The sequence below is a fragment of the Suttonella indologenes genome (assembly GCF_900460215.1).
In the GTDB taxonomy this organism is placed as follows: Bacteria; Pseudomonadota; Gammaproteobacteria; order Cardiobacteriales; family Cardiobacteriaceae; genus Suttonella; species Suttonella indologenes.
The window spans coordinates 1252136-1272047 of record NZ_UHIA01000004.1 but is presented as its reverse complement, the minus strand read 5'-3'; the positions used below and the strand labels follow the sequence as shown (position 1 = coordinate 1272047).

Genomic DNA, 19912 nt, shown 5'->3' with positions numbered 1-19912 from the left:
ATATGGTGGTAATAGGAAAAACAAGCGGCCGAAGCCGCTTGTCTCTATATTTTGCTATTTATTTTTTGTAAATCAGCTCGGGGCTGATGGCATAGCCGTTTTCCGTAAACCAACGTGCGGCACCAGGGTGGAAGGGCAGAGCGTTGTTTTTAGATACGTTTTCCGGAATAGAGGTTTTGGCGCTGTTGTGAATAGCGATCATGCGCTCATTGTTTTCCATGGTGACGCGTGTGGCTTCATAGACCAATGATTCCGGCAAATCACAGGCGGCAATGGCGAAGTTCCACATCGACACTGCTTTGGCGTCTTCGTTTAAGGTTTTATAGGTATTGGCGGGAATGGTGAAGGCGGAAACTGGGAAGTTGTCCGTAATTGTTTGCAGCTCTTCATCACTTAGGGTCAGAATGTTAATTTTCGTCTGCACTTCTAATTGTGTGACCGCCGGCACAGGCACACCGACAGCAAAGCCGATCATATCAATCATACCGTCTTGCAATTGTCCGGATAAATCGCTCCAGCTGCCGTTGCGGCGCTCAAATTTTGCGCCGAGTTTTTCCAACATGGCAGGGAAATACACATCGGCGGTTGAGGCGGCAGGTCCGAAGCCGATTTTGGCATTTGCCGGAATTTTACTAATCGAGTCAATGCCGGAAGAAGCTAGGGTCACGATAGAAAAGGGCGTTTCATACATCGGGAACATCGCGCAGACATTATCCATCGGCATACCCGGCGCTAAGGGACTGTCGCCTTTAATCGCTTCTGCCGCCGGCCCTAAGGTGGTCAAGCCGAAGGCCATCTCGCCGGTATGGACTAAAGCCAGATTTTGCGTCGGTCCGCCGGTGACTTCCGCTGCGCCCGTTATACCCAATTCATTGGCAATCAAACCCGCCCAACCGGAGCCGTAAACGAAGAAAGTGCCGCCTTGACTGGCGGTGCCGATGGTAAAGCTTTTCGGCCAGCCTGTGCGGTCAACTTCCGCTTGGGCACTTACAGTGGCGGTAATCGCTAAGCTTAGGGCTAGGGTTTTGAAAATTTTCATGTGATGTCCTCTATATTGTTTGCAAATTCTTGGCAAATTGCGCAAGTGGCTAGAGTATTACGCAAAAATGACATTCCTGCAAGCAGAAATTGAGGGAATATGATGCTTTTATGAGTGTTTAATGCAGAATTGTAGTTTTTATTGAAGATACCGAATAAAAATGCTCATTTTCTGCCATTATTGAGAAAGAAAATGAGCTTGTGTTTATCTGTTATGATGCGGCGTAATCTCTGGCACCGAAAATGGCGCTGCCGACGCGCAGCAAAGTGCTGCCTTCTTCAATCGCGATTTTCATATCCGCGCTCATGCCCATAGAAAGCACGGCGAAATCGCTGTATGCGCCGTATTTATGCTGCGCGGCGATTTGCAATTGCCGCAATTGGCGGAAACAGGCGCGGATGGCTTCTTCATTGTCCGTATTAGCGCCGATGGTCATCAGCCCTTTAATCGAGAGCCGCTCAAATGCGCAGACGGCATCAATCAGGTCTAAGGCTTGTTCGGGAGCGATGCCGTTTTTCGAGTCTTCGCCGGAGGTATTGACTTGAATGAGAATATCCAGGTGGCTATCGACAAATTCCAGCCTTTGCTGCATTTTTTTCGCCAGTTTGAGACTATCGACCGATTGCACGCAGCTGACCAATCCAATCACGTCTTTGACTTTATTCGTCTGCAAATGCCCGATGAGATGCACTTGATGCGGCATATCGGCTAAGGCGGCGGCTTTGCTTTGGATTTCCTGCACTTTGTTCTCGCCCAAGAGCGGATAGCCGGCGGCAATCGCTTCGCGGATTGTTTCCGGCGCCACGGTTTTGCTGACCGGCATCAGCGTAATACTCTGCGGATTGCGGTCGCAGTGTGCGGCAATTTCCTGAATCTGCTGTTGAACGGCGGCTAATTTGGCGGCAATCAGACTAGACATCGGCGCCTTCCTCTTCCTCTTGCTGACAATCGGCGCACAGCCCTGCCAGCACCACCGGCGCATGCGAGAGCGCAAACTGATGTTTGGCACAAAAATCAATCAATTGATAAATTTCCTGATTGGCGGCGATTTCCGTGGTTTTGCCGCAGCGGTGGCAATTGGTAATCAGACTTTGATGCTCGTGCTCGAAATCGGGGCAGAAGACAAAGCCGTTCAGCGATTCCGTGCGGTGTAAAATACCCATTTCCACCAGAAAATCCAAGGCGCGATAGACGGTCGGCGGGGCGGCATTGCCGCGCAATTTCTGCAATCCGTTCAACAAATCATAAGCTTTGACAACGTAGGGATAAGACAGTATCAAACGCAGCACTTGTTCGCGGATAGTGGTCAGGCGCGCGCCGCGTTTTTCGCAATGCGCGCGGGCGGCGGCAAGGATGTGTTCGGTATCGGCAAGATGTAAAGTCATGAGTTATCTTCTCGGTTAAGGGTGTAGCAGAATAGTAGCAGATTTGCCGCTTGGCAAAAAGGCGGTAAAAATACCGCCTTTTTCTTGTGAAGTTAATAGCCTAAGGTTGCCGCATCCGGAATGCGCGGATCAGATGCGCCGTAAAGTCCTTGCGGCGTAATCATAATCGATTGGGTCGAGCCCATTACCGCACGACGCTCGACTTTATGCCCCATGCTTTCCAACAAGCGGATGGTGTCGTTATTCAAGGCATGTTCGACGCGGATTTCATCCGGCAGCCATTGATCGTGAATGCGCAGGGCATGCGTGGCTTCGGCGATATTCATTTCATGGTCGATGACATTGACGATGACTTGCAGCACGGTGGTAATGATGCGGCTGCCGCCCGGCGTACCCGTAACCAAATAAGGCTTGCCGTCTTTCAGCACAATGGTCGGACTCATTGAAGACAGCGGACGTTTGCCGCCTTCCACCGCATTGGCATCGCCGCCGATGAGACCGTAGCCGTTCGGCACGCCGGGTTTGGCGGAAAAATCGTCCATTTCATTATTGAGCAAAATGCCTGTGCCGTCCGCGACTAAGCCTGTGCCATAGCTGAAATTGATGGTATAGGTATTGGATACCGCATTGCCGTTTTTATCGACCACGGAATAATGCGTGGTTTGGTCGCTTTCGTAAGGCTGCGGCTTACCGGGTTTAATCTCGGCGGAAGGACGCGATTTTTCAGGATCGATTTGTCCGCGCAATTCTTCGGCATAGTCTTTGCTGATGATGCCTTTCAGCGGCACTTTCACAAAATCGGGATCGCCTAAATATTCCGAGCGGTCGGCATAGGCGAGTTTCATGGCTTCGCTCATATAGTGGATGGTCTGCGCAGTATTATGTCCGCTGGCTTTCAAATCATAACCTTCCAAGATATTGAGGATTTGAATAATATGCGCGCCTCCGGAAGACGGCGGCGGCATGGAAACGATTTCATAGCCGCGATACTGTCCTTTGACCGGTTCGCGTTTAATCGCCTGATAATTTTTAAAATCTTCCACACTCATCAATCCGCCGGCTTCATTTACCGCTTTCACGATTTTCTCCGCCGTTTCGCCCTCATAAAAACCTGCCGCGCCTTTTTCCGCAATCAGGCGTAAAGACTGTGCCAAATCAGGCTGTTTGAACAATTCGCCGGGTTGCAAAACATTACCGTCCTCGCGGAAAAAGATTTTGCGCGTGCTTTCCCATTTGCCCAAACGTTCTTTCAAGCCATTAAGAGAATTTGAAAATTCCGGCGTAACGATAATACCGTCCGCCGCCAATTTAATCGCCGGCGCCAATACTTGCTCGCGACTCATGCTGCCATGCTCTTCCAAGGCTTTGAGTAATCCCGCAACCGTTCCCGGCACGCCTACCGCTAAGCCGTGAAAACGCGATTTTTCTTCCACCGCATTGCCCGCTTCGTCCAAATACATATCGCGGAACGCCTTGGCAGGCGCCATCTCGCGATAATCCAGCGCGATGGTCTCGCCTGTTTTGGCATCATAAATCATCATAAAACCGCCGCCGCCGATATTGCCTGCGCGCGGCAATGTAACCGCCAAGGCAAAGCCGACCGCCACCGCCGCATCAACGGCATTACCGCCTTGCTGTAAAATCTCCAAGCCGACTTGCGAAGCCTGCTCCTGCTGTGAGGCCACCATGCCGTTCGCCGCCCATACCGGCTGATGAATGGCATTTTCAGAGAAAATAGCATCGCTATAAACGGGTTTTGCCGCCGGCGCAGCGGTTTTGGCGCCGACGAGGGCAGATTGTGTGGCGAGCAAAAGCGCTGCCGAAAGTAGTGCGGTTTTACGCGTAAAAATAGTGGTCATCGGTATCCTCTTTATTAATGTACGCACAATTGCGCGGTAGCTATGCTAATGTTTTTTAATGTGTAGGCAAAGCCTTTTTTTATGCAAGCGGTTTTTTTCTTGTATAAATCCGAGCTTACTTTTAGTATATGCCCACATTTTTCTATTCCTAAAAGGATGTTAAATATGATGGCTTATGTACGTGTGTTAGGGCTGAGTTTGACGGTGGCGGCAGCCGCTCAGGTTTGGGGGCAAGCGGTAAATGACAATTGGCTGGATAGCAGCCATTCTGCGGTTCAAGATACTTTGCAGCATACTGCCGACGGGATTAACAGTTGGTTCGGTCCTACCGAGGACGGCGATGCGCGCGTAAAACTGCGCGTGATGTTGGATAATCGTTGGAATGAATATGACGGCTATTCTTTACGCCCGCGTGTGCGCGGCAGCGTGCGTCTGCCGGCTTTGGAAAACCGCCTGAGCGTAGAGTTCGGTGATGAACGCTTGGAATACGAGCAAAGAAATCCTAATGACATCATGGCGGAATCGCGGCATTTGAGAGATGCTCGCCGTTTTAATTTTAATGAAACTCGCCGCGATAATTCCTCGCTTGGGCTGAATTGGTCGGCACCCAGTAAAGACAAAGGCTTTGATGCCGATTTAGGTGTGGGCATTCGTTCCGGCGGCGATATTTATGCCCGGGCAAAAATGAATAAAACTTGGTATCATCGCAACGACTGGCAGACCTTCGGCGAAGTGTTTTACCGCTATGGTTTGAAGAGTAAACATTATGTGCGCGGTAATTGGGATTTCAGTCATGTGCCGGCAAGCGGAATTATTCTAAGCAATCAATTGCATATTGATTATCGTCATAGTGACGACGAAGAAGGCTGGGGTTGGGGCAACAGTTTGTCGCGCAAGCATATGACGGGGCAAAATACGTGGTTTAACTACGGCGTATATGCCGGCGGCAGTTTTGAAGATAATCACGCTAAGCTCAATACTTACGGACCCTTTGCCGGTTTGCGGATGAATGTGTATCGTAATTGGTTCTTTGTGCAGCCTGAAATCACTTATTACAATGATAAAAAACAAGATCGCGATCATCATTTAGGCGCGATGCTGCGCTTAGAAGCGCAATTTTAAACACAGAGCGGCGTATGCCGCTTTTTCTATGATGTCAGCATTATCCCTTTCGCGAGACGAGTATTGGATGCGTCATGCGCTTGCGCAGGCAGAATTGGCTTTTGCCGCCGGCGAGGTGCCGATTGGCGCCGTTATTGTCATACATGATGAAATGATTGCCGCCGATTACAATCGTACGATTAGTAACTGCGACCCCAGTGCGCACAGTGAAATCTTAGTGTTGCGCGCCGCGGCGCAGCATATCGGCAATTATCGTTTGGCAGATGCCAGACTGTATGTCAGCGTCGAACCCTGCATTATGTGCATGGGCGCAATGATTCAAGCGCGTCTGCCCGCCTTGATTTTTGGTGCCTATAATGAAAAAGGCGGTGCCTGCGGCAGTGCCTATGATCTTAGCCGCGAGCCGACCTTGAATCATCATCTGCATGAAGTCAAGGGCGGGGTATTGGCAGCGCAAAGCCGCGCCTTAATGCAGGCTTTTTTCAGTCAGCGACGCAAGTAACCATTTCTAAAATAGTTAGTTATTTTTACTCAAGTTTAATGCGGAGATTCGCCTCGGTATTCATCGAGTTGGTGGAATTTTTCCGAGATGGATTGGGCGCTGCGGTGTATGTCGTTGACGTCTTGCTGGGCTTGTCCGATATGGCGGGCGAGGGCGTTCATGCGCTCTTGGAATTGCACGAAGTCTTGTCGCAGCAGGTAGAGTTGTTCGCGCAGTAGATGTGCTTGGCGGCGCGTAGCATCGTCTTTGAGTACGGCTTTGGCGGTGGTCAACACGGCGGCAAGGGTGGTGGGCGAGGTCAGCCATACGTTGCGGTGCTGGGCGTAGTCGATGATGTCGGGGTAATTGGCGTGCAGTTCGGCAAAGATGGCTTCGGCAGGGATAAAGAGAATTGCGCCGTCTGCCGTGTGCGGCGGGCAGATGTATTTGTCGGCGATGTCGTCAATGTGTTTTTTCACGTCTTTTGCCAGCTGGACGGCATATTGCGGGGCTTGTGCGATTTTGCGGTAGCTTTCCAACGGAAATTTGGCGTCGATGGCGAGGTCGCCGGTGGGTGGCGGCAGATGCAGCAGGCAGTCTGGTCGTTTGCCGTTGGGCAGGGTGTGTTGGTAGGAAACGTATTGGGCGGGAATGAGGTTGTCGATGAGTAGGTGCAGCTGGCTTTCGCCGAAGGCGCCACGGCTTTTTTTGTCTTGCAATATGTCTTTGAGGCTACCGACGTCGCCTGCCAGTTGGTCGAGGCGTTTTTGGGCTTCGTCTATTTTGGCAAGGCGTTCAATGATGTCTTTGACGGTGTGGTCTTGCTGATGAAAGCCTTGTTCAAGGCGTTCGCCGACATGGGCGCTGATGTCGAGCAGGCGTTTTTCGGTAATGGCGGAGAGATGATGGATTTCGCGGTGTAGGTGTTCGTTTTGCCGTGCCAATTGCGCATTGAGTTCGTTACGCAGTGCGCCTTGCTGCTGGCTTTGCAGGAGTTGTCCGTGTTCTTGTTGGCGCAGGATGAAGTCTTGCAATTTGCCGAATTGGTTTTGCTGGTGGGCGGCGAATTGCTGTAGGGTTTCGATTTGTTTATCGCGGTTGCTGTGCAGGGCGCGGCTGATGTATATCATGGCGGCGCTAATCAGGCTGATGCAGAGCGCAAAGGCGGTAAAGAGCAGGGTGTCGGTCATGTTTTATGGGGGCAGGCTGGCGCCGGCGGCGCAGGCTCGCTATTATGCCCAATCTTTTTTATGTGGCTCAAGTGATGAAGCAAAATATTCTGCGTCCTGCTGCCGGTAAGTCTTTATGGCTGTTCAATAAGCCTTACGGGGTGATGTGTCAATTCAGCGGCGACGGTTCACGGCGGACGCTGAAGGATTTTATTGAGGTGCCGAATATTTATCCGGCAGGACGCTTGGATTTCGACAGCGAGGGTTTGGTCGTATTAACCGATGACGGGCGTTTGCAGGCGCGCATTAGCGAGCCGCGCTTTAAATTGCCCAAAACTTATTGGGTGCAGGTAGAGGGCGAGATAGACGAGGCGGCGGTGCAGCGTTTGCGTACGGGAGTCATGCTTAAAGACGGGCTGACTTTGCCCGCCCAAGCGCGTCGGATTGCCGAGCCTTGTTTATGGGCACGCGAGCCGCCGGTGCGTTTTCGTAAAAGCGTGCCGACTTCATGGATTGAGTTAAGCATCAGCGAGGGCAGAAATCGGCAGGTGCGGCGTATGACGGCGGCGCTAGGTTTCCCGACCCTGCGCTTGGTACGCATTGCTATTGGCAGTTGGCGGTTGGCTGATTTATCATTAGGCGGATTGATTCGGATAAAATAGGGATAGCATAATGAAATCGGCAATCGCGCAATTGGTCAAAGGACAAGATTTATCAGGCGAAATGATGCAAGATTGCATGCGCCGAATGATGAGCGGACAGGCAAATGAGGCGGAAATTGCCGCTTTTTTAACCGCCTTAACAATCAAAGGCGAAACAGTTGAGGAAGTTTCTGCTGCGGCGCAGGTGATGCGCGAATTGGCTTTGGCGGTAGCGCTACCGGATAAAGAGGCGGTGATTGTCGATCCTGTGGGAACGGGCGGCGACGGCGCAAGTCTGTTTAATGTTTCAACCGCAGCATCAATTATCGCTTCGGCGGCGGGCGTTAAGATTGCCAAACACGGCAATATTGCGGCAAGCAGCGCTTCGGGCAGTGCGGATGTACTGCGGCAGGCGGGGGTGGAACTGACCTTGTCTGCACAGGCAGTGGCAGAGATGATTGAGGAATGCGGTTTCGGCTTTATGTTTGCCCAAGCCTTCCATTCGGCGATGCGCCATGTTGCGCCGGTGCGCCGTGCGCTCGGTATCCGTACGGTTTTCAATGTATTAGGTCCTTTGTCCAATCCTGCCGGCGTGAAATATCATCTGTTCGGTGTGTTTAGCCGCGCATGGCTGATGCCGATGGCGGAAGTGGCGAAAAATCTAGGTGCGAAAAAAGTCTTAGTGGTACACAGTGATAACGGATTAGATGAGTTTAGCATAACACATCCAAATACTTATGTAGAAATGCAGGCAGACGGCAGTTTATTGGAAATGCGCCTAGACCCACTTGAACTTGAGATGCGCTATAATGATCATCGCGCTTTACAGGTACAAGACAGTGCGCAAAGCTTGGCGTTGATTGAAGCGATTTTTGACGGCGGCGGTCCGGCTATCGGCTTGGATATGTTGGCATTAAATGCAGCAGCCATATTTAAGGTAGCAGGGCTTTGCGAAAACTGGCAAGATGGTATCGTGTTGGCTAAAGATACGATTCGTACAGGTAAAGCAAAAGCACAATTGGCGCGAATAGCAAGATTCAGTCAAGGGATAAGGAGATAATAAATGACGATTTTAGATGAGATTGTAGCGCATAAACGACAAGAAGTCGAAGCGCAGAAAGCAATGATTGACGAAGAGGTTTTGCTTGCGCATTTATACTCTTTATGTGATTCGCCGCGTCAGTTTATGCATCAGATGCGGCGTTTTCAAAATCTGGGTCGTCCTGCCGTGATTGCCGAAATTAAAAAAGCCTCGCCGAGCGCGGGCGTGATTCGAGAAGATTTCGATGTGCCGAGTTTGGCAAAAAGTTATGCTGATGGCGGTGCTTGCTGCTTATCGGTCTTGACCGATAAGCATTTTTTCCAAGGCAGTCCTCTGTATTTGCAGCAAGCAAGAGAAGCGGTACCGTTGCCTATTTTGCGTAAAGATTTCATTATTGATCGCTATCAAGTATTAGAATCCCGCGTATTGGGTACAGACTGTATTTTACTTATTGCCGCTATCTTAAGCGATGATCAATTGCGCGAATATACCCAATTGGCCCAAGATTTAGGTATGGATGTTTTAGTAGAAGTCCACGATGAAGCGGAATTCGAGCGGGCGGTACAGTTGCCGATTCTGGCAATCGGCGTAAATAACCGCAACCTGCATGATTTTAGTGTATCCTTAGATACCAGTTTACGTTTACAAGAAAAATTACCGCCTGATATGTTTTTAATTAGCGAAAGCGGCATTGCGGCAAAAGAAGATGTTGCTCGTTTGCAAGCGACAGATATTCATGCCTTTTTAATCGGCGGCTCGCTGATGAAAGAAGAAAATCCCGGTCAGGCTTTACGACATTTAATTAGCGCTTAGGAGGCAATATGCGCGAAAACAAACCATTTCCTGAAAATGTGCATGTGATTAATCATCCTTTGGTGCAGCATAAATTAACGACTTTACGCAATAAACATACCAGTACGATGGAATTTCGCAGCATCGCAGCCGAAATCGGTTTGATACTTGCCTATGAGGCAACGCGCGATTTGGCTTTACAAAGCGTGAGTATCGAAACACCTTTAGAGCTGACTGAAGGACAGGTTTTAGCAGGAAGAAAAACTTGCATTATTAGCATTTTGCGTGCAGGAAACGGTTTGTTGCAAGGCGTTTTGCAATTATTGCCGGCAGCGAAAGTGGGTTACGTGGGCATGGAACGCGACGAAGAAACCCATCGTCCACGCGCATATTATTGTAAACTACCCAAAGCCATGCAGGAACGCACGACATTAGTCGTAGATCCGATGTTGGCGACAGGCTTTTCTGCTATTGAGAGCATTCGCCAAGCAAAATCTTTAGGCGCACAAGATGTGCGTTTTCTTTGTTTGTTGGCAACGCCGGAAGGTATTGCCGCTATGCATGAGGCATTGCCGGAAGTACCTATCTATACGGCGGCAATAGACAGAGGCTTAGATGAAAACGCTTATATCCGCCCGGGCTTAGGCGACGCAGGAGACCGTTTATATGGGACTTTATAAAAAAATCACTTTATTAGGTATCGCATTAAGTGCAAGTATGAGTGCTTGGGCGGTTTCGAGTTATCGCGCTGTCTATGATGTACAGGTACGCGGTATCGGCGCAGGGCAAATTGTGCATGAGGCTTTTTTTACTAATGTAAGCTATCGTATTGATACGGTTGCTCATCCTTCGTTAGCAGCAAAAATGCTCGGCTTCGGCGAAGCAAGGGAATCCGTAAAAGGTTTGCTAAAAGGCTTTAGTGTTCAACCGCAAAGCTATCGACGCTCGATGGAAGGCAAACCCGAATATGCGCTTTATTATCGTTATGAGCCGGATAATCTCCAAGTTCAGATTAGTGCACAGGGCAAAGAAGCGAAAGCACATGCCTATGATAAAGATCTCAATCCTTTGGATTCTTTGTCGATGGTGGCGCAATCATTGATTGATATTGAAAATAGCCGTATGCCGACAGAGCATACTTTGGTTATTGAAGACGAAATCAATAGCTATCATGTGCAAAAACTAGCGGATGAAAATTGGAAGGATGCCGCCGGCAAACCGATGAAAGTGCAGGTTTACCGCCAAACTAACGGCAATAAACAAACTCAAATTTATTTTGCTGAAAATCCATTACGTTTGATTCGCTTAGAGCAATTACGCAAAGGCGAACGCCGCTTTTCGATGACGCTTACTGATTATCAAACTTTGCAATGAAAGCCTTATTGCTCTCAACGTATCAACAACAATCTATTGCTCAGTATTTGGTGACGGGACTTCGTCAACGCATCGGTACTTGCGAATATTTTGCATTGACTAATGATCAGCAAGAAAATCTAGAACGATTTTTTAATCGTAATATTCGTTTATCGCAATTTGATCGGATTGTGATAGAGGCACCGCAAGTATGGATTTATCAGCAAAGCTTGTTTTTAAGACAGTTGCCTTATTTATCCGTACTATGTTTGGATGCGTCGTATACCCCTAAAGATAAGCGATTGTTAAAGCGCAATTTGCATGTGATGCCTTGGATGCGTTTTATCACAGTCGAACATCAATTAGTACATGAGCTCAATACTAAGGGTTATGACTCTTATTGGATACGTCCGACATATATGTCTAGTATTTATCGGGTGCGTCGTAGTGGGCAAGGTTTAAAATGTGTTATATATCATCATAATAATCCTTTCATACAAGAGAAAATCCAAGCAGCTCATCCTAAAATGACGGTGCAGTTTTGTCAGAATACGGAAGAATTGGCATCTTTGCTTCATGAACAAGATATTTTTATCTATTTTCCTGAAGAAAAAATGACTACAAAAGATTTTGCGATTATTATTCGCGCTTTAGCTTGCGGAGCGATTGTTTTGATTCCGAATCCGGGGGCGGATGCCTGTTTACGCTATCATTGGCGAGACGGTAAAAATTGCTTGTTTGTTGAAGATTGGAGCGATGCTTTAAATAAAGCGGAAGCCTTATTTCGCGATCAGGCGCGTCGTGAAGTATTTGTGAAATACGGTGTGGATTTGGCACAGCGCTTTATGCCGGACAAAGTAGGAGAAATGCTAGGTGCCGCTTTAGAGCCGACAGTGCGTCATGCTTCAGATTATCCACGCAAAACCCGGATATTCGGCTTTGAATTGTAATTTATTTTTTAAACCGATAATTGAGACTAGCCGAAAATGGCTATTATCAGGGCAGCAATTTTTTGCTGCCTTACGTCCTTTTGAAGCGGGAAGACAAAGTTGGTATTGGCTGATAGTCTGCGTTAGTTTTCTCACGACTTTTATCATTTGGCAGAATGCCGATTACACTTTTTCAGAAGCTTCCGTGCGGCACATTTGGCAGGCGCGGCAAAAACCTTTCAATGCTTTTCAGTGGCTTTTAGCGCCTTTTGCCCATGGCGGCGAATGGGCTTGGTTTTTCTTTATCGCCTTATTGCATATTTACATCGCACTGGCTTTTGCATGGGTCGGAGAAAAGATTGGCATCGGGCGTATCAATTTGGGTTTGTTGCTGCTGCTGTTGAATTTTACTTTAGAATATAATGATTTTAGGCTGGAAATGAATCCCCAGCTTGTCTATGCCTGCCTATGGCTGACGGCGGTGACTTTTTTCTTGGCGATGCAGGAGCATTCGCTGATAAAGGCCTTTATCGCTTGGGCGGCTTGGATGTGGTTTGCCGCCTTGTTCAGCGCGCAAGCGGTCATTTGGGCATTGGGTTTTCCGCTGTTGTTTTTGGCTTGGCCAAGACATGAGCGTTGGAATTGGCGCAGACCATTTGGCGATCGCGAAAAATTTTTGTTGATTTATTATGCTCTTGTCTTTTTTCTGATTGCCTTAGTGCCTGATTGGCGCGATGGCGTGATAAATGTTGTGCGGCTGATGCAATTTCAATTTAGCCGCGCCACTTTGGAAATCTCGCTGTATATGAGTACGGATCAAGGCATGAGTTTAAGCACGATATCCGCGGTGCTGATTGCCATGCTCTTAATTGCCTATAAAACTCTGCTGATTGCCGGTTTGCCTTTGGCGGCGCTGCTTTGCTTATCCATGCGAGCAGGAACTGCTTCGGTGCTAAATGGTCGTGTGCGTTTGTTTTTTTGGTTCGCCGTCTGCTTTTTCTGGCTACTGAATGCGATAAATTTGCTGTATCAAGGCAGAATTCACAGCGATATATTCTATATTCCCGTGCTGTTGCTGCTGTTATGGCTGTCCTCAAATGGGGCTTATGCCTTAATTCAGCAATGGCGGCAGCCCAGCCGCAAACCCGAACGCCGCTTGATTGCCTTGTGGCTTTTGGTCGCCTATGCTCTTGCCAGCATGATTCAGTTTGCTCCTTCAATGGGGCATCGGCGTGAGGCAGGTTTATTTGCGCGCGCGCAAGCGGCGCCGATCGTGTATGCCAATTCGCCGCAAAGTCTTTTTTATGCGGGCTATTCGCCCATGCCCGCCAGTGTCGATTATTTGGAATTCGATACGCTGAAATATGCGCCGCGACAATATTTAGGCGATAAAGGATTGTATCTTTATTCTTTATCGCGACATGCGCAAATGCCGCCGGAATTAAAAGATAATTTTCAAATTGCAGCGGAATTTGCCAATCGCCGCGGCGATCGTAGCTTTGTCTTGCAAGCCAAATAATTCATGAAAACAGAAACCTTATTGGCGCATTTGCCTGCCCAAAGCCGCAAAGCCTTGCTGAAGAATTATCAATTTGCGATGACCGACACTATGCGGCAGGCATTCAGCCAATCCGAACAGGGGATTGGCGCGCAATTTATTCCCGATGTACGCGAACTCAACATTTTGCCGCAGGAACTTAGCGATCCGATTGCCGACGATCCCTTTAGTCCGCTGCCGTTTTTGGTCCATCGCTATCACAACCGCGTCTTATGGAAAATCGCACCGACCTGTGCCGTATATTGCCGATTTTGTTTTCGCAAAGAACATATCGGGCGCAAAGGAGAGCATCCGCAAACTGTCGATATCCAAGCCGCCTTAGCCTATATTGCCGCACATCCGCAGATTGAAGAAGTGATTTTAAGCGGCGGCGATCCCATGACCTTATCCGCGCCACGCCTTGCCGCTTTTTTATTGCCTTTGCGTGAGATAGGGCATGTGCAGCGGATTCGACTTCATACACGCGTACCGGTGGTTGCTCCTGATGATGTGCGCGAAGATTATTTGCAGGTACTGCGCGATAGCGGCAAGCAATTAGCCTTTGTGATTCATGTCAATCATGCGGCGGAATTCACTGCGGCGGCAGATGCGGTCATTGCTCGCTTGCAACATGAAGCCTTATTGCTGTCGCAGTCGGTGCTGCTGAAAGGCGTGAATGATTCCGTAGAAATATTAAAATCGCTGACCGATGCCTTATTAGTGCGCCGCATCCGTCCTTATTATTTGCATCATTTGGACATGGCGCGCGGTACCTCGCATTTTCGCTTAAGCCTTGACGAAGGCATCGCCTTATATCAAGATTTGCGTGCGCTTGTTTCGGGCATTGCTTTGCCGAATTATGTGGTGGAATTGCCCAACGGGGGCGGAAAAACGCCGGTTTTGCAGTTAAACGAAGTGCAACGCGCGGCATTGGCGGCGATGGGGATTGTTTAAGTGATGGCAAAATTGTCTATTTTTCCCGGCAAAATAGTTGAAAGCTGAGTTTACGACCGCCGATTGCTTCCAAAGGATTTGACTAGTACCGATACCGATAATCCGACGCCATCAGGAAAACAAGGTTCGCTGTTTTCATCGACCATCTGCCAATAAGAAATATAGCGACCGGCGATATTGGGCGCGGTATAGCCCATTTTAAAAGTGTAGGTTTGCTTGGGATAAACCACAGGCAAAGGCACCATTACCTCGTCAGGCAAAAATTGATAATCCGCTAAAGACTGTCCGTTGGGATAATGCTCAATGTGATAGGGGGCATCAAGGTGCATGAAATAGCGGTTCTCCCAGACGACTTCGCCGATATTTTGAATCGTCCAAGATTTTTCAAAATGTGAGCCGGTCATTACTAAAGTGCCGTCGGGGATTGTTTCTTCAATAAAACCGCTTAAATCAATCTTTTGTGATGCTGCACAAGGCAATTCGATATGATCTAATTCCCGCCATTTTAAGCGGAACAAAAAATAATGATGCACGCCCATCGCTGTTGCCAGTGCTAGCAAATGCGGAATTTTGGGAACGCTGTTTTCTTCTAATAAGTAATACAAAGTGCTGCGTGCAATACCGGCTTGTTCTGCGAGTTTGTCAAGGCTGATTTTTTTAGCGCGGCAATGTTTTCTAACATAAGTGGATAATGATTCCTTAGGCGTGCTTAATAAGGGTCGATAAGTCAATTTTGCCACCTCCTATAGCATTTTTTCAGCAAGCTTTTTGCAAAACAAGGGCGTTTTCATAGCACCTGAATTTCAAAACAGTAGATTTAAGTAGTTGATTATAATTAATAAATTATCATAAAGTCTGTCGTTTTCAAACCGCAGAGGAACTATTCCTTGCTTGTTCAGTATTTTTCAAGCTTTATCTACCGGCAAAAAAATGTCGACTTTTCAGACAAAATGCCCTGTGTTTTTCGCTTAAAATGTGAACGTTATAGTTTAGAGATAATTTTTATACTTGTAAACTATATCAATAAAACAGTTGTTTACGTTAAATAAAGTTAAGTCGAGGAATCTTTTATGAAAAATACTAATGTCAATATTATTGTTAACCAACAGTTTGTCCGCTCTGAGGATATTGTTAATCAAAGCCTAACCATCCAAGCAATACCGAATATGACGCTGGTATTAAAAGATGCCGAGACGGGGATGCCGCTGAGTGGGATTAAAGGCAAAAGAGTAGATGATGATTTGATTTTAAGCAAAGAAGATGAAGAAGTCGCATTGATAATAGCCGATTATTACAGCATGCCGAATGTTGAATTATCGGGGATTTCAGAAAATAGCATCATCGCCTATAACGCACCGGAAACAGTTGTTGAACATTCTCTGAGCGCAAATACCGCTAGCAGCACGGCAACAAGTGCCAATGATGGTAAAGCATGGATAATCGGAGGGTTGGCAACGCTTGGGGTTGTTGGTCTTGCGGCGGCAGCAAGCGGTGGTTCAAGCAATGACAATAAGCATGATAACAATAGCGGCAATAAACCAGCAGATGCAAGCGTCAGTCAAATTAACCTCGTCAAATCTTCCATTAATGAAGGCGAGGCCTTGAGCGCGACTGTAAAACTGAGCGATAAAAACGGCAATGCCAAGCTTGCTTTCAGTTTATCGGGCAAAGGAATTACGGCTGATGATTATGGAACAGCAAGCTTTAGCAACGGTGTCAGCAAAAATGCGGACGGTACCCTAAACGTGCCTAAAGGCGTGGATACGTTCAATATCACATTGCCGATTAAAGCGGATAAAGCGACGGAAGGAAACGAAACCTTAGCGATTAAAGTGGGTGATAAAACACAGAACGTCACAATTGCTGATACCTCTGTTGCGAGTAAAACACCTACTAAAGACGCAGCCGTGACTACACTAAGCACTGCCAAATCTTCCATTAATGAAGGTGATACCTTGAGCGCGACTGTAAAACTGAGCGATAAAAACGGCAATGCCAAGCTTGCTTTCAGTTTATCGGGCAAAGGAATTACGGCTGATGATTATGGAACAGCAAGCTTTAGCAACGGAGTCAGCAAAAATGCGGACGGTACCCTAAACGTGCCTAAAGGCGTGGATACGTTCAATATCACATTGCCGATTAAAGCGGATAAAGCGACGGAAGGAAACGAAACCTTAGCGATTAAAGTAGGCGATAAAACGCAGAACGTCACAATTGCTGATACCTCTGTTGCGAGTAAAACACCTACTAAAGACGCAGTTGTGACTACACTAAGCACTGTCAAATCTTCCATTAACGAAGGCGAGGCCTTGAGCGCGACTGTAAAACTGAGCGATAAAAACGGCAATGCCAAGCTTGCTTTCAGTTTATCGGGCAAAGGAATTACAGCTGATGATTATGGAACAGCAAGCTTTAGCAACGGTGTCAGCAAAAATGCAGACGGTACCCTAAACGTGCCTAAAGGCGTGGATACGTTCAATATCACATTGCCGATTAAAGCGGATAAAGCGACGGAAGGAAACGAAACCTTAGCGATTAAAGTGGGTGATAAAACACAGAACGTCACAATTGCTGATACCTCTGTTGCGGTGGTCCAAGGCATTAATCTTGATACGCGCGTGATTGATAACAAATGGGATTTACAGGGTGGACCGACAGAGAAAGATCGATTAGGTGACATTTATCATTTTTATGAAAAAGAAAATGGTAATTTTTTAAGCTATCTTTATCATCATACTGATGGTAAGGGAACTCTTACAACTAATGGAGATGATATTATCAGAGTGGGGGATTATGGAAGAGTTGAATATGGTGGAAAAGGTCAAATTTCACCTCGTAGTTCTGACACTGTTGTTTCTGTTGATTTGGCAGATGGTAATGATCATTTAAGTGCTTTTGGACAATATGAAGCTACTGTATATACAGGCAAAGGAAATGATGTTTATCATGTTAATTATATTGGAATTATTCGTGATAGTTCCAGTGATCCGAGTAATCAATTTTCACGAGTATTCATGGAAGAAGGTAATGATGAATTAGAAACTTTAAATATTTCTTTTTCACATATCTACCTTGGTTCTGGTAATGATAAGATAAAAGTTAAAAATGATGTGGAAGGAAGCATTATTAATTTAGGAACAGATAATTTTAAATATACTTACGATGGAAAAGAATATGATAATTATATTAAATATAAAGATATTTATTCTAATGCTCAAAGAGTATTAAGTAAAGCTGTGGATTCAGCTGATGCAAGTAATGAAGTAGTTATTACAGGTTTATTGAACGGTTCTACTATTTACGGTGGTGCAAGCAATGACCATATTAATATTAAGGATGCATACCAGAGTGTTATTAAACTTGGCGATGGTGATAATACTATTAGTGTAAATAATACTGCAGGAAGTTTATCGAGACAATATAATTCAACAATTACAACAGGATCAGGTAATGATATTGTTACTCTCAAAGGTACTGATAAGTTATTTGATATGAATTTAGGCTCTGGAAATAATAAGATAACAATTATTGAATCAGAAAATAAAAGCGATCTATCTTATGAACAAAAAGGAAATATTAATACCGGAGAAGGTAATGATATAGTAACGATAAAAGCTGGGTATTCAGAAGGAAACATTAATTTGGGAGATGGTGAAAATGAGCTGCATATTACTGTCAGTCATAAACATACCAGTAACATTATAACAGGAAAAGATAAGGATAGTATTAGTATTGTAGGTGTTATTGATGGCGGTAAAATTAGCACAGGTGGAGGTGACGATAAAGTAGAAATCAATGGTGGGGAATCACATAAATATCTATTGGGAAATGCTGAAATTGATCTTGGAGATGGTAATAATGAATTAATTTTCACTGGCAATATTAGTGAAAACTATTCTGTGATTGCACAAGGTGGAAATGATAAATTTACCGTTAATGGTAATACGGCGGCTTTTGTAAATTTAGGTGACGGTAAGAATGTTATCAAAGTAACCGGCTATGGTCTAGGAACATTTATCACAGGTAAAGATGATGATGTTATAGAATTAGGTGCTTCTTCGGATATTACCAAAATTGATGTAGGTGAGGGAAATAATAGAATTATCATCAATAAAGGTGATAAAGGTACTATTTTAGATCGTGATACACTTATTAAAGCAGGTGATGGCGATGACATACTTGAAATTGATGGTTCAATTACCGATATGACGTATCTTGTTCCAGAAACTGGAATCAAATTAGGTTCAGGTAAAAATACTATCAATATTACTGGGTATAATAATCTTAATATTGAGACAAAAAACGGTAATGATGAAATTACTATTGGTGATAATCAAGGAGGTTCTATTAATGTTGGAGAAGGTAATAATACTGTTAAAATAAGAGGTACATTTGGAAATACAAATTCTCTTACTGTTAGTGATCACAGCTTTACATCAGGAAATGGTAATGACATTCTTGAGATTGACAAAGCTTCTGTGGCTAGAAATATTAATATGGGTGATGGTAATAATACATTAAAAATAGGCAGCGTTAATAAATCTAATATTACTATGGGGAATGGAAATGATATTGTAGATATTAATGGAGAAAATTTGCGTGGTATTAATCTAGGTAATGGAGAGAATACTCTGTTTATCAATGGTGGAAGTGGACATGTTAACATTGCAACAGGTAAGGATATTACAACAGGTAAGGATAAAGATAATATTCATATCAAAGGCAGTGTATCTGGTGGTGAGAAAATTGAGACAGGTGATGGTGGGGACCGTTTAATCATTGAGGGGAATGTTGGTAATATTGATGGCACAACCATTAAGATGGGCAAAGATGCCAATGAATTAACTATTCAAGGCGAAATTAGGAACTCCAACTTAACTCTAGGTAATGGTGACGACATTATCGATCTTGCTGCAAATGTAACAGGAGACGAGACTCATCGTGCATTAACTAATAGCATCTTAGATGCAGGAGATGGTAATAATACCATTACACTTCATCGTGCTATTTGGGATAGTACTATCACAACAGGTAACGGTAATGACAATATTACCATTCACGATAAGGCAGAAGATAATAGTAAAATCTTTTTGGGTGATGGTAATGATGTTTTATCTGTTAAGAGTATATCTAATTATATTGATGAAATAAATGGAGGTAATGGTGTCGATATTTTAAATATCACAGGTGATAATTCATTCGGTAATGCCATTAATTTGCAAAATCATGGTTTTAAAGGTTATCATGGTATTAATGGTTTTGAGTTTATCGATATGACCAGTGCAAATGGAGAAGTTAATAAACTAAAAATTAACAGTGTTGATATTTATAAATCTTATGTGGATACACTTGATGATGTTGACGGATTGTATATTCGCGGCGATGTTAATGGTAATGAAAGAGATAAAGTTGAGGGCGTGTTAAATACATTTAATAAGACAAGCCAAACTACCCGTGAGAATGTTGTTTACGATATTTATGAAAATGCTCAGCATGGTTTGAAATTATATATCCAAGATGGCATTGAAGTTATGTAATCTGTTGCTGTAATTGAATTAATAATCCCAACTCTTTAGTTGGGATTATTTTTTATAGCCAATGATATTGAA

17 protein-coding genes are annotated in these 19912 nt (G+C 45.6%); 11 read left to right on the top strand and 6 right to left on the bottom strand.

Annotated features, from left to right (window positions below; translation table 11 throughout):
* Window positions 1-58 precede the first annotated feature (58 nt).
* The 4 genes from DYC63_RS10225 to ggt all read right to left on the bottom strand — a co-directional run bounded on the left by DYC63_RS10225 (window position 59) and on the right by ggt (window position 4283).
* A complete protein-coding gene (locus tag DYC63_RS10225; protein ID WP_115219126.1) occupies window positions 59-1039 on the bottom strand; it encodes a TAXI family TRAP transporter solute-binding subunit in 981 nt (326 codons plus the stop codon).
* 211 nt (window positions 1040-1250) lie between these two features.
* Window positions 1251-1958: a YggS family pyridoxal phosphate-dependent enzyme gene (locus DYC63_RS10220; RefSeq protein WP_115219125.1), complete on the bottom strand. Its 708-nt coding sequence runs from the start codon at window positions 1956-1958 to the stop codon at window positions 1251-1253.
* Complete coding sequence (locus DYC63_RS10215; RefSeq protein ID WP_115219124.1) at window positions 1951-2424, bottom strand: transcriptional repressor; 474 nt, start codon at window positions 2422-2424, stop codon at window positions 1951-1953. The genes DYC63_RS10220 and DYC63_RS10215 overlap by 8 nt, the downstream gene beginning before the upstream one ends.
* A gap of 92 nt (window positions 2425-2516) precedes the next feature.
* Window positions 2517-4283, bottom strand: a complete 1767-nt coding sequence (gene ggt, locus DYC63_RS10210; RefSeq protein ID WP_115219123.1) for a gamma-glutamyltransferase — start codon at window positions 4281-4283, stop codon at window positions 2517-2519.
* Window positions 4284-4448: 165 nt separating this feature from the next.
* Here ggt and DYC63_RS10205 point away from each other — a divergent pair, with 165 nt between their 5' ends.
* Both DYC63_RS10205 and tadA read left to right on the top strand, forming a co-directional pair.
* Window positions 4449-5405: a hypothetical protein gene (locus DYC63_RS10205; RefSeq protein ID WP_115219122.1), complete on the top strand. Its 957-nt coding sequence runs from the start codon at window positions 4449-4451 to the stop codon at window positions 5403-5405.
* Window positions 5406-5433: 28 nt separating this feature from the next.
* Complete coding sequence (tadA, locus tag DYC63_RS10200; RefSeq protein ID WP_115219121.1) at window positions 5434-5907, top strand: tRNA adenosine(34) deaminase TadA; 474 nt, start codon at window positions 5434-5436, stop codon at window positions 5905-5907.
* Window positions 5908-5942: 35 nt separating this feature from the next.
* On the opposite strand, the gene DYC63_RS10195 is transcribed toward tadA, so the two are convergent.
* Window positions 5943-7076 carry a DNA recombination protein RmuC gene (locus DYC63_RS10195; protein ID WP_115219120.1) on the bottom strand — a complete coding sequence of 378 codons (1134 nt, stop codon included), beginning with the start codon at window positions 7074-7076 and terminating at the stop codon, window positions 5943-5945.
* A 74-nt stretch (window positions 7077-7150) separates the two neighbouring features.
* Here DYC63_RS10195 and DYC63_RS10190 point away from each other — a divergent pair, with 74 nt between their 5' ends.
* The 8 genes from DYC63_RS10190 (at window position 7151) to DYC63_RS10155 (ending at window position 14303) form a co-directional block, all read left to right on the top strand.
* Entirely contained in the window at window positions 7151-7717 is a 567-nt protein-coding gene (locus DYC63_RS10190) for a pseudouridine synthase (protein WP_115219515.1), read from the top strand.
* Between the two features lie 10 nt (window positions 7718-7727).
* Complete coding sequence (gene trpD / locus DYC63_RS10185; protein ID WP_115219119.1) at window positions 7728-8756, top strand: anthranilate phosphoribosyltransferase; 1029 nt, start codon at window positions 7728-7730, stop codon at window positions 8754-8756.
* A gap of 3 nt (window positions 8757-8759) precedes the next feature.
* A complete protein-coding gene (gene trpC / locus DYC63_RS10180) occupies window positions 8760-9551 on the top strand; it encodes an indole-3-glycerol phosphate synthase TrpC (protein WP_115219118.1) in 792 nt (263 codons plus the stop codon).
* An 8-nt stretch (window positions 9552-9559) separates the two neighbouring features.
* Window positions 9560-10210 carry a uracil phosphoribosyltransferase gene (gene upp / locus DYC63_RS10175; RefSeq protein ID WP_115219117.1) on the top strand — a complete coding sequence of 217 codons (651 nt, stop codon included), beginning with the start codon at window positions 9560-9562 and terminating at the stop codon, window positions 10208-10210.
* Window positions 10197-10904 carry a DUF3108 domain-containing protein gene (locus DYC63_RS10170; protein WP_115219116.1) on the top strand — a complete coding sequence of 236 codons (708 nt, stop codon included), beginning with the start codon at window positions 10197-10199 and terminating at the stop codon, window positions 10902-10904. Before upp ends, DYC63_RS10170 begins: the two co-directional genes overlap by 14 nt.
* Entirely contained in the window at window positions 10901-11833 is a 933-nt protein-coding gene (locus DYC63_RS10165) for a glycosyltransferase family protein (protein ID WP_115219115.1), read from the top strand. Before DYC63_RS10170 ends, DYC63_RS10165 begins: the two co-directional genes overlap by 4 nt.
* A 184-nt stretch (window positions 11834-12017) precedes the next feature.
* On the top strand, window positions 12018-13331 hold the full coding sequence (locus DYC63_RS10160; protein ID WP_147284960.1) for a hypothetical protein: 1314 nt from the start codon (window positions 12018-12020) through the stop codon (window positions 13329-13331).
* A 3-nt stretch (window positions 13332-13334) separates the two neighbouring features.
* Window positions 13335-14303: a KamA family radical SAM protein gene (locus DYC63_RS10155; RefSeq protein ID WP_115219113.1), complete on the top strand. Its 969-nt coding sequence runs from the start codon at window positions 13335-13337 to the stop codon at window positions 14301-14303.
* A gap of 50 nt (window positions 14304-14353) precedes the next feature.
* Here DYC63_RS10155 and DYC63_RS10150 read toward each other — a convergent pair whose 3' ends face one another.
* A complete protein-coding gene (locus DYC63_RS10150) occupies window positions 14354-15043 on the bottom strand; it encodes an NBR1-Ig-like domain-containing protein (RefSeq protein WP_115219112.1) in 690 nt (229 codons plus the stop codon).
* A 330-nt stretch (window positions 15044-15373) separates the two neighbouring features.
* Between DYC63_RS10150 and DYC63_RS10145 the strand changes: the two genes are divergently transcribed.
* Window positions 15374-19840 carry a beta strand repeat-containing protein gene (locus tag DYC63_RS10145; protein WP_115219111.1) on the top strand — a complete coding sequence of 1489 codons (4467 nt, stop codon included), beginning with the start codon at window positions 15374-15376 and terminating at the stop codon, window positions 19838-19840.
* Window positions 19841-19912: the final 72 nt, after the last annotated feature.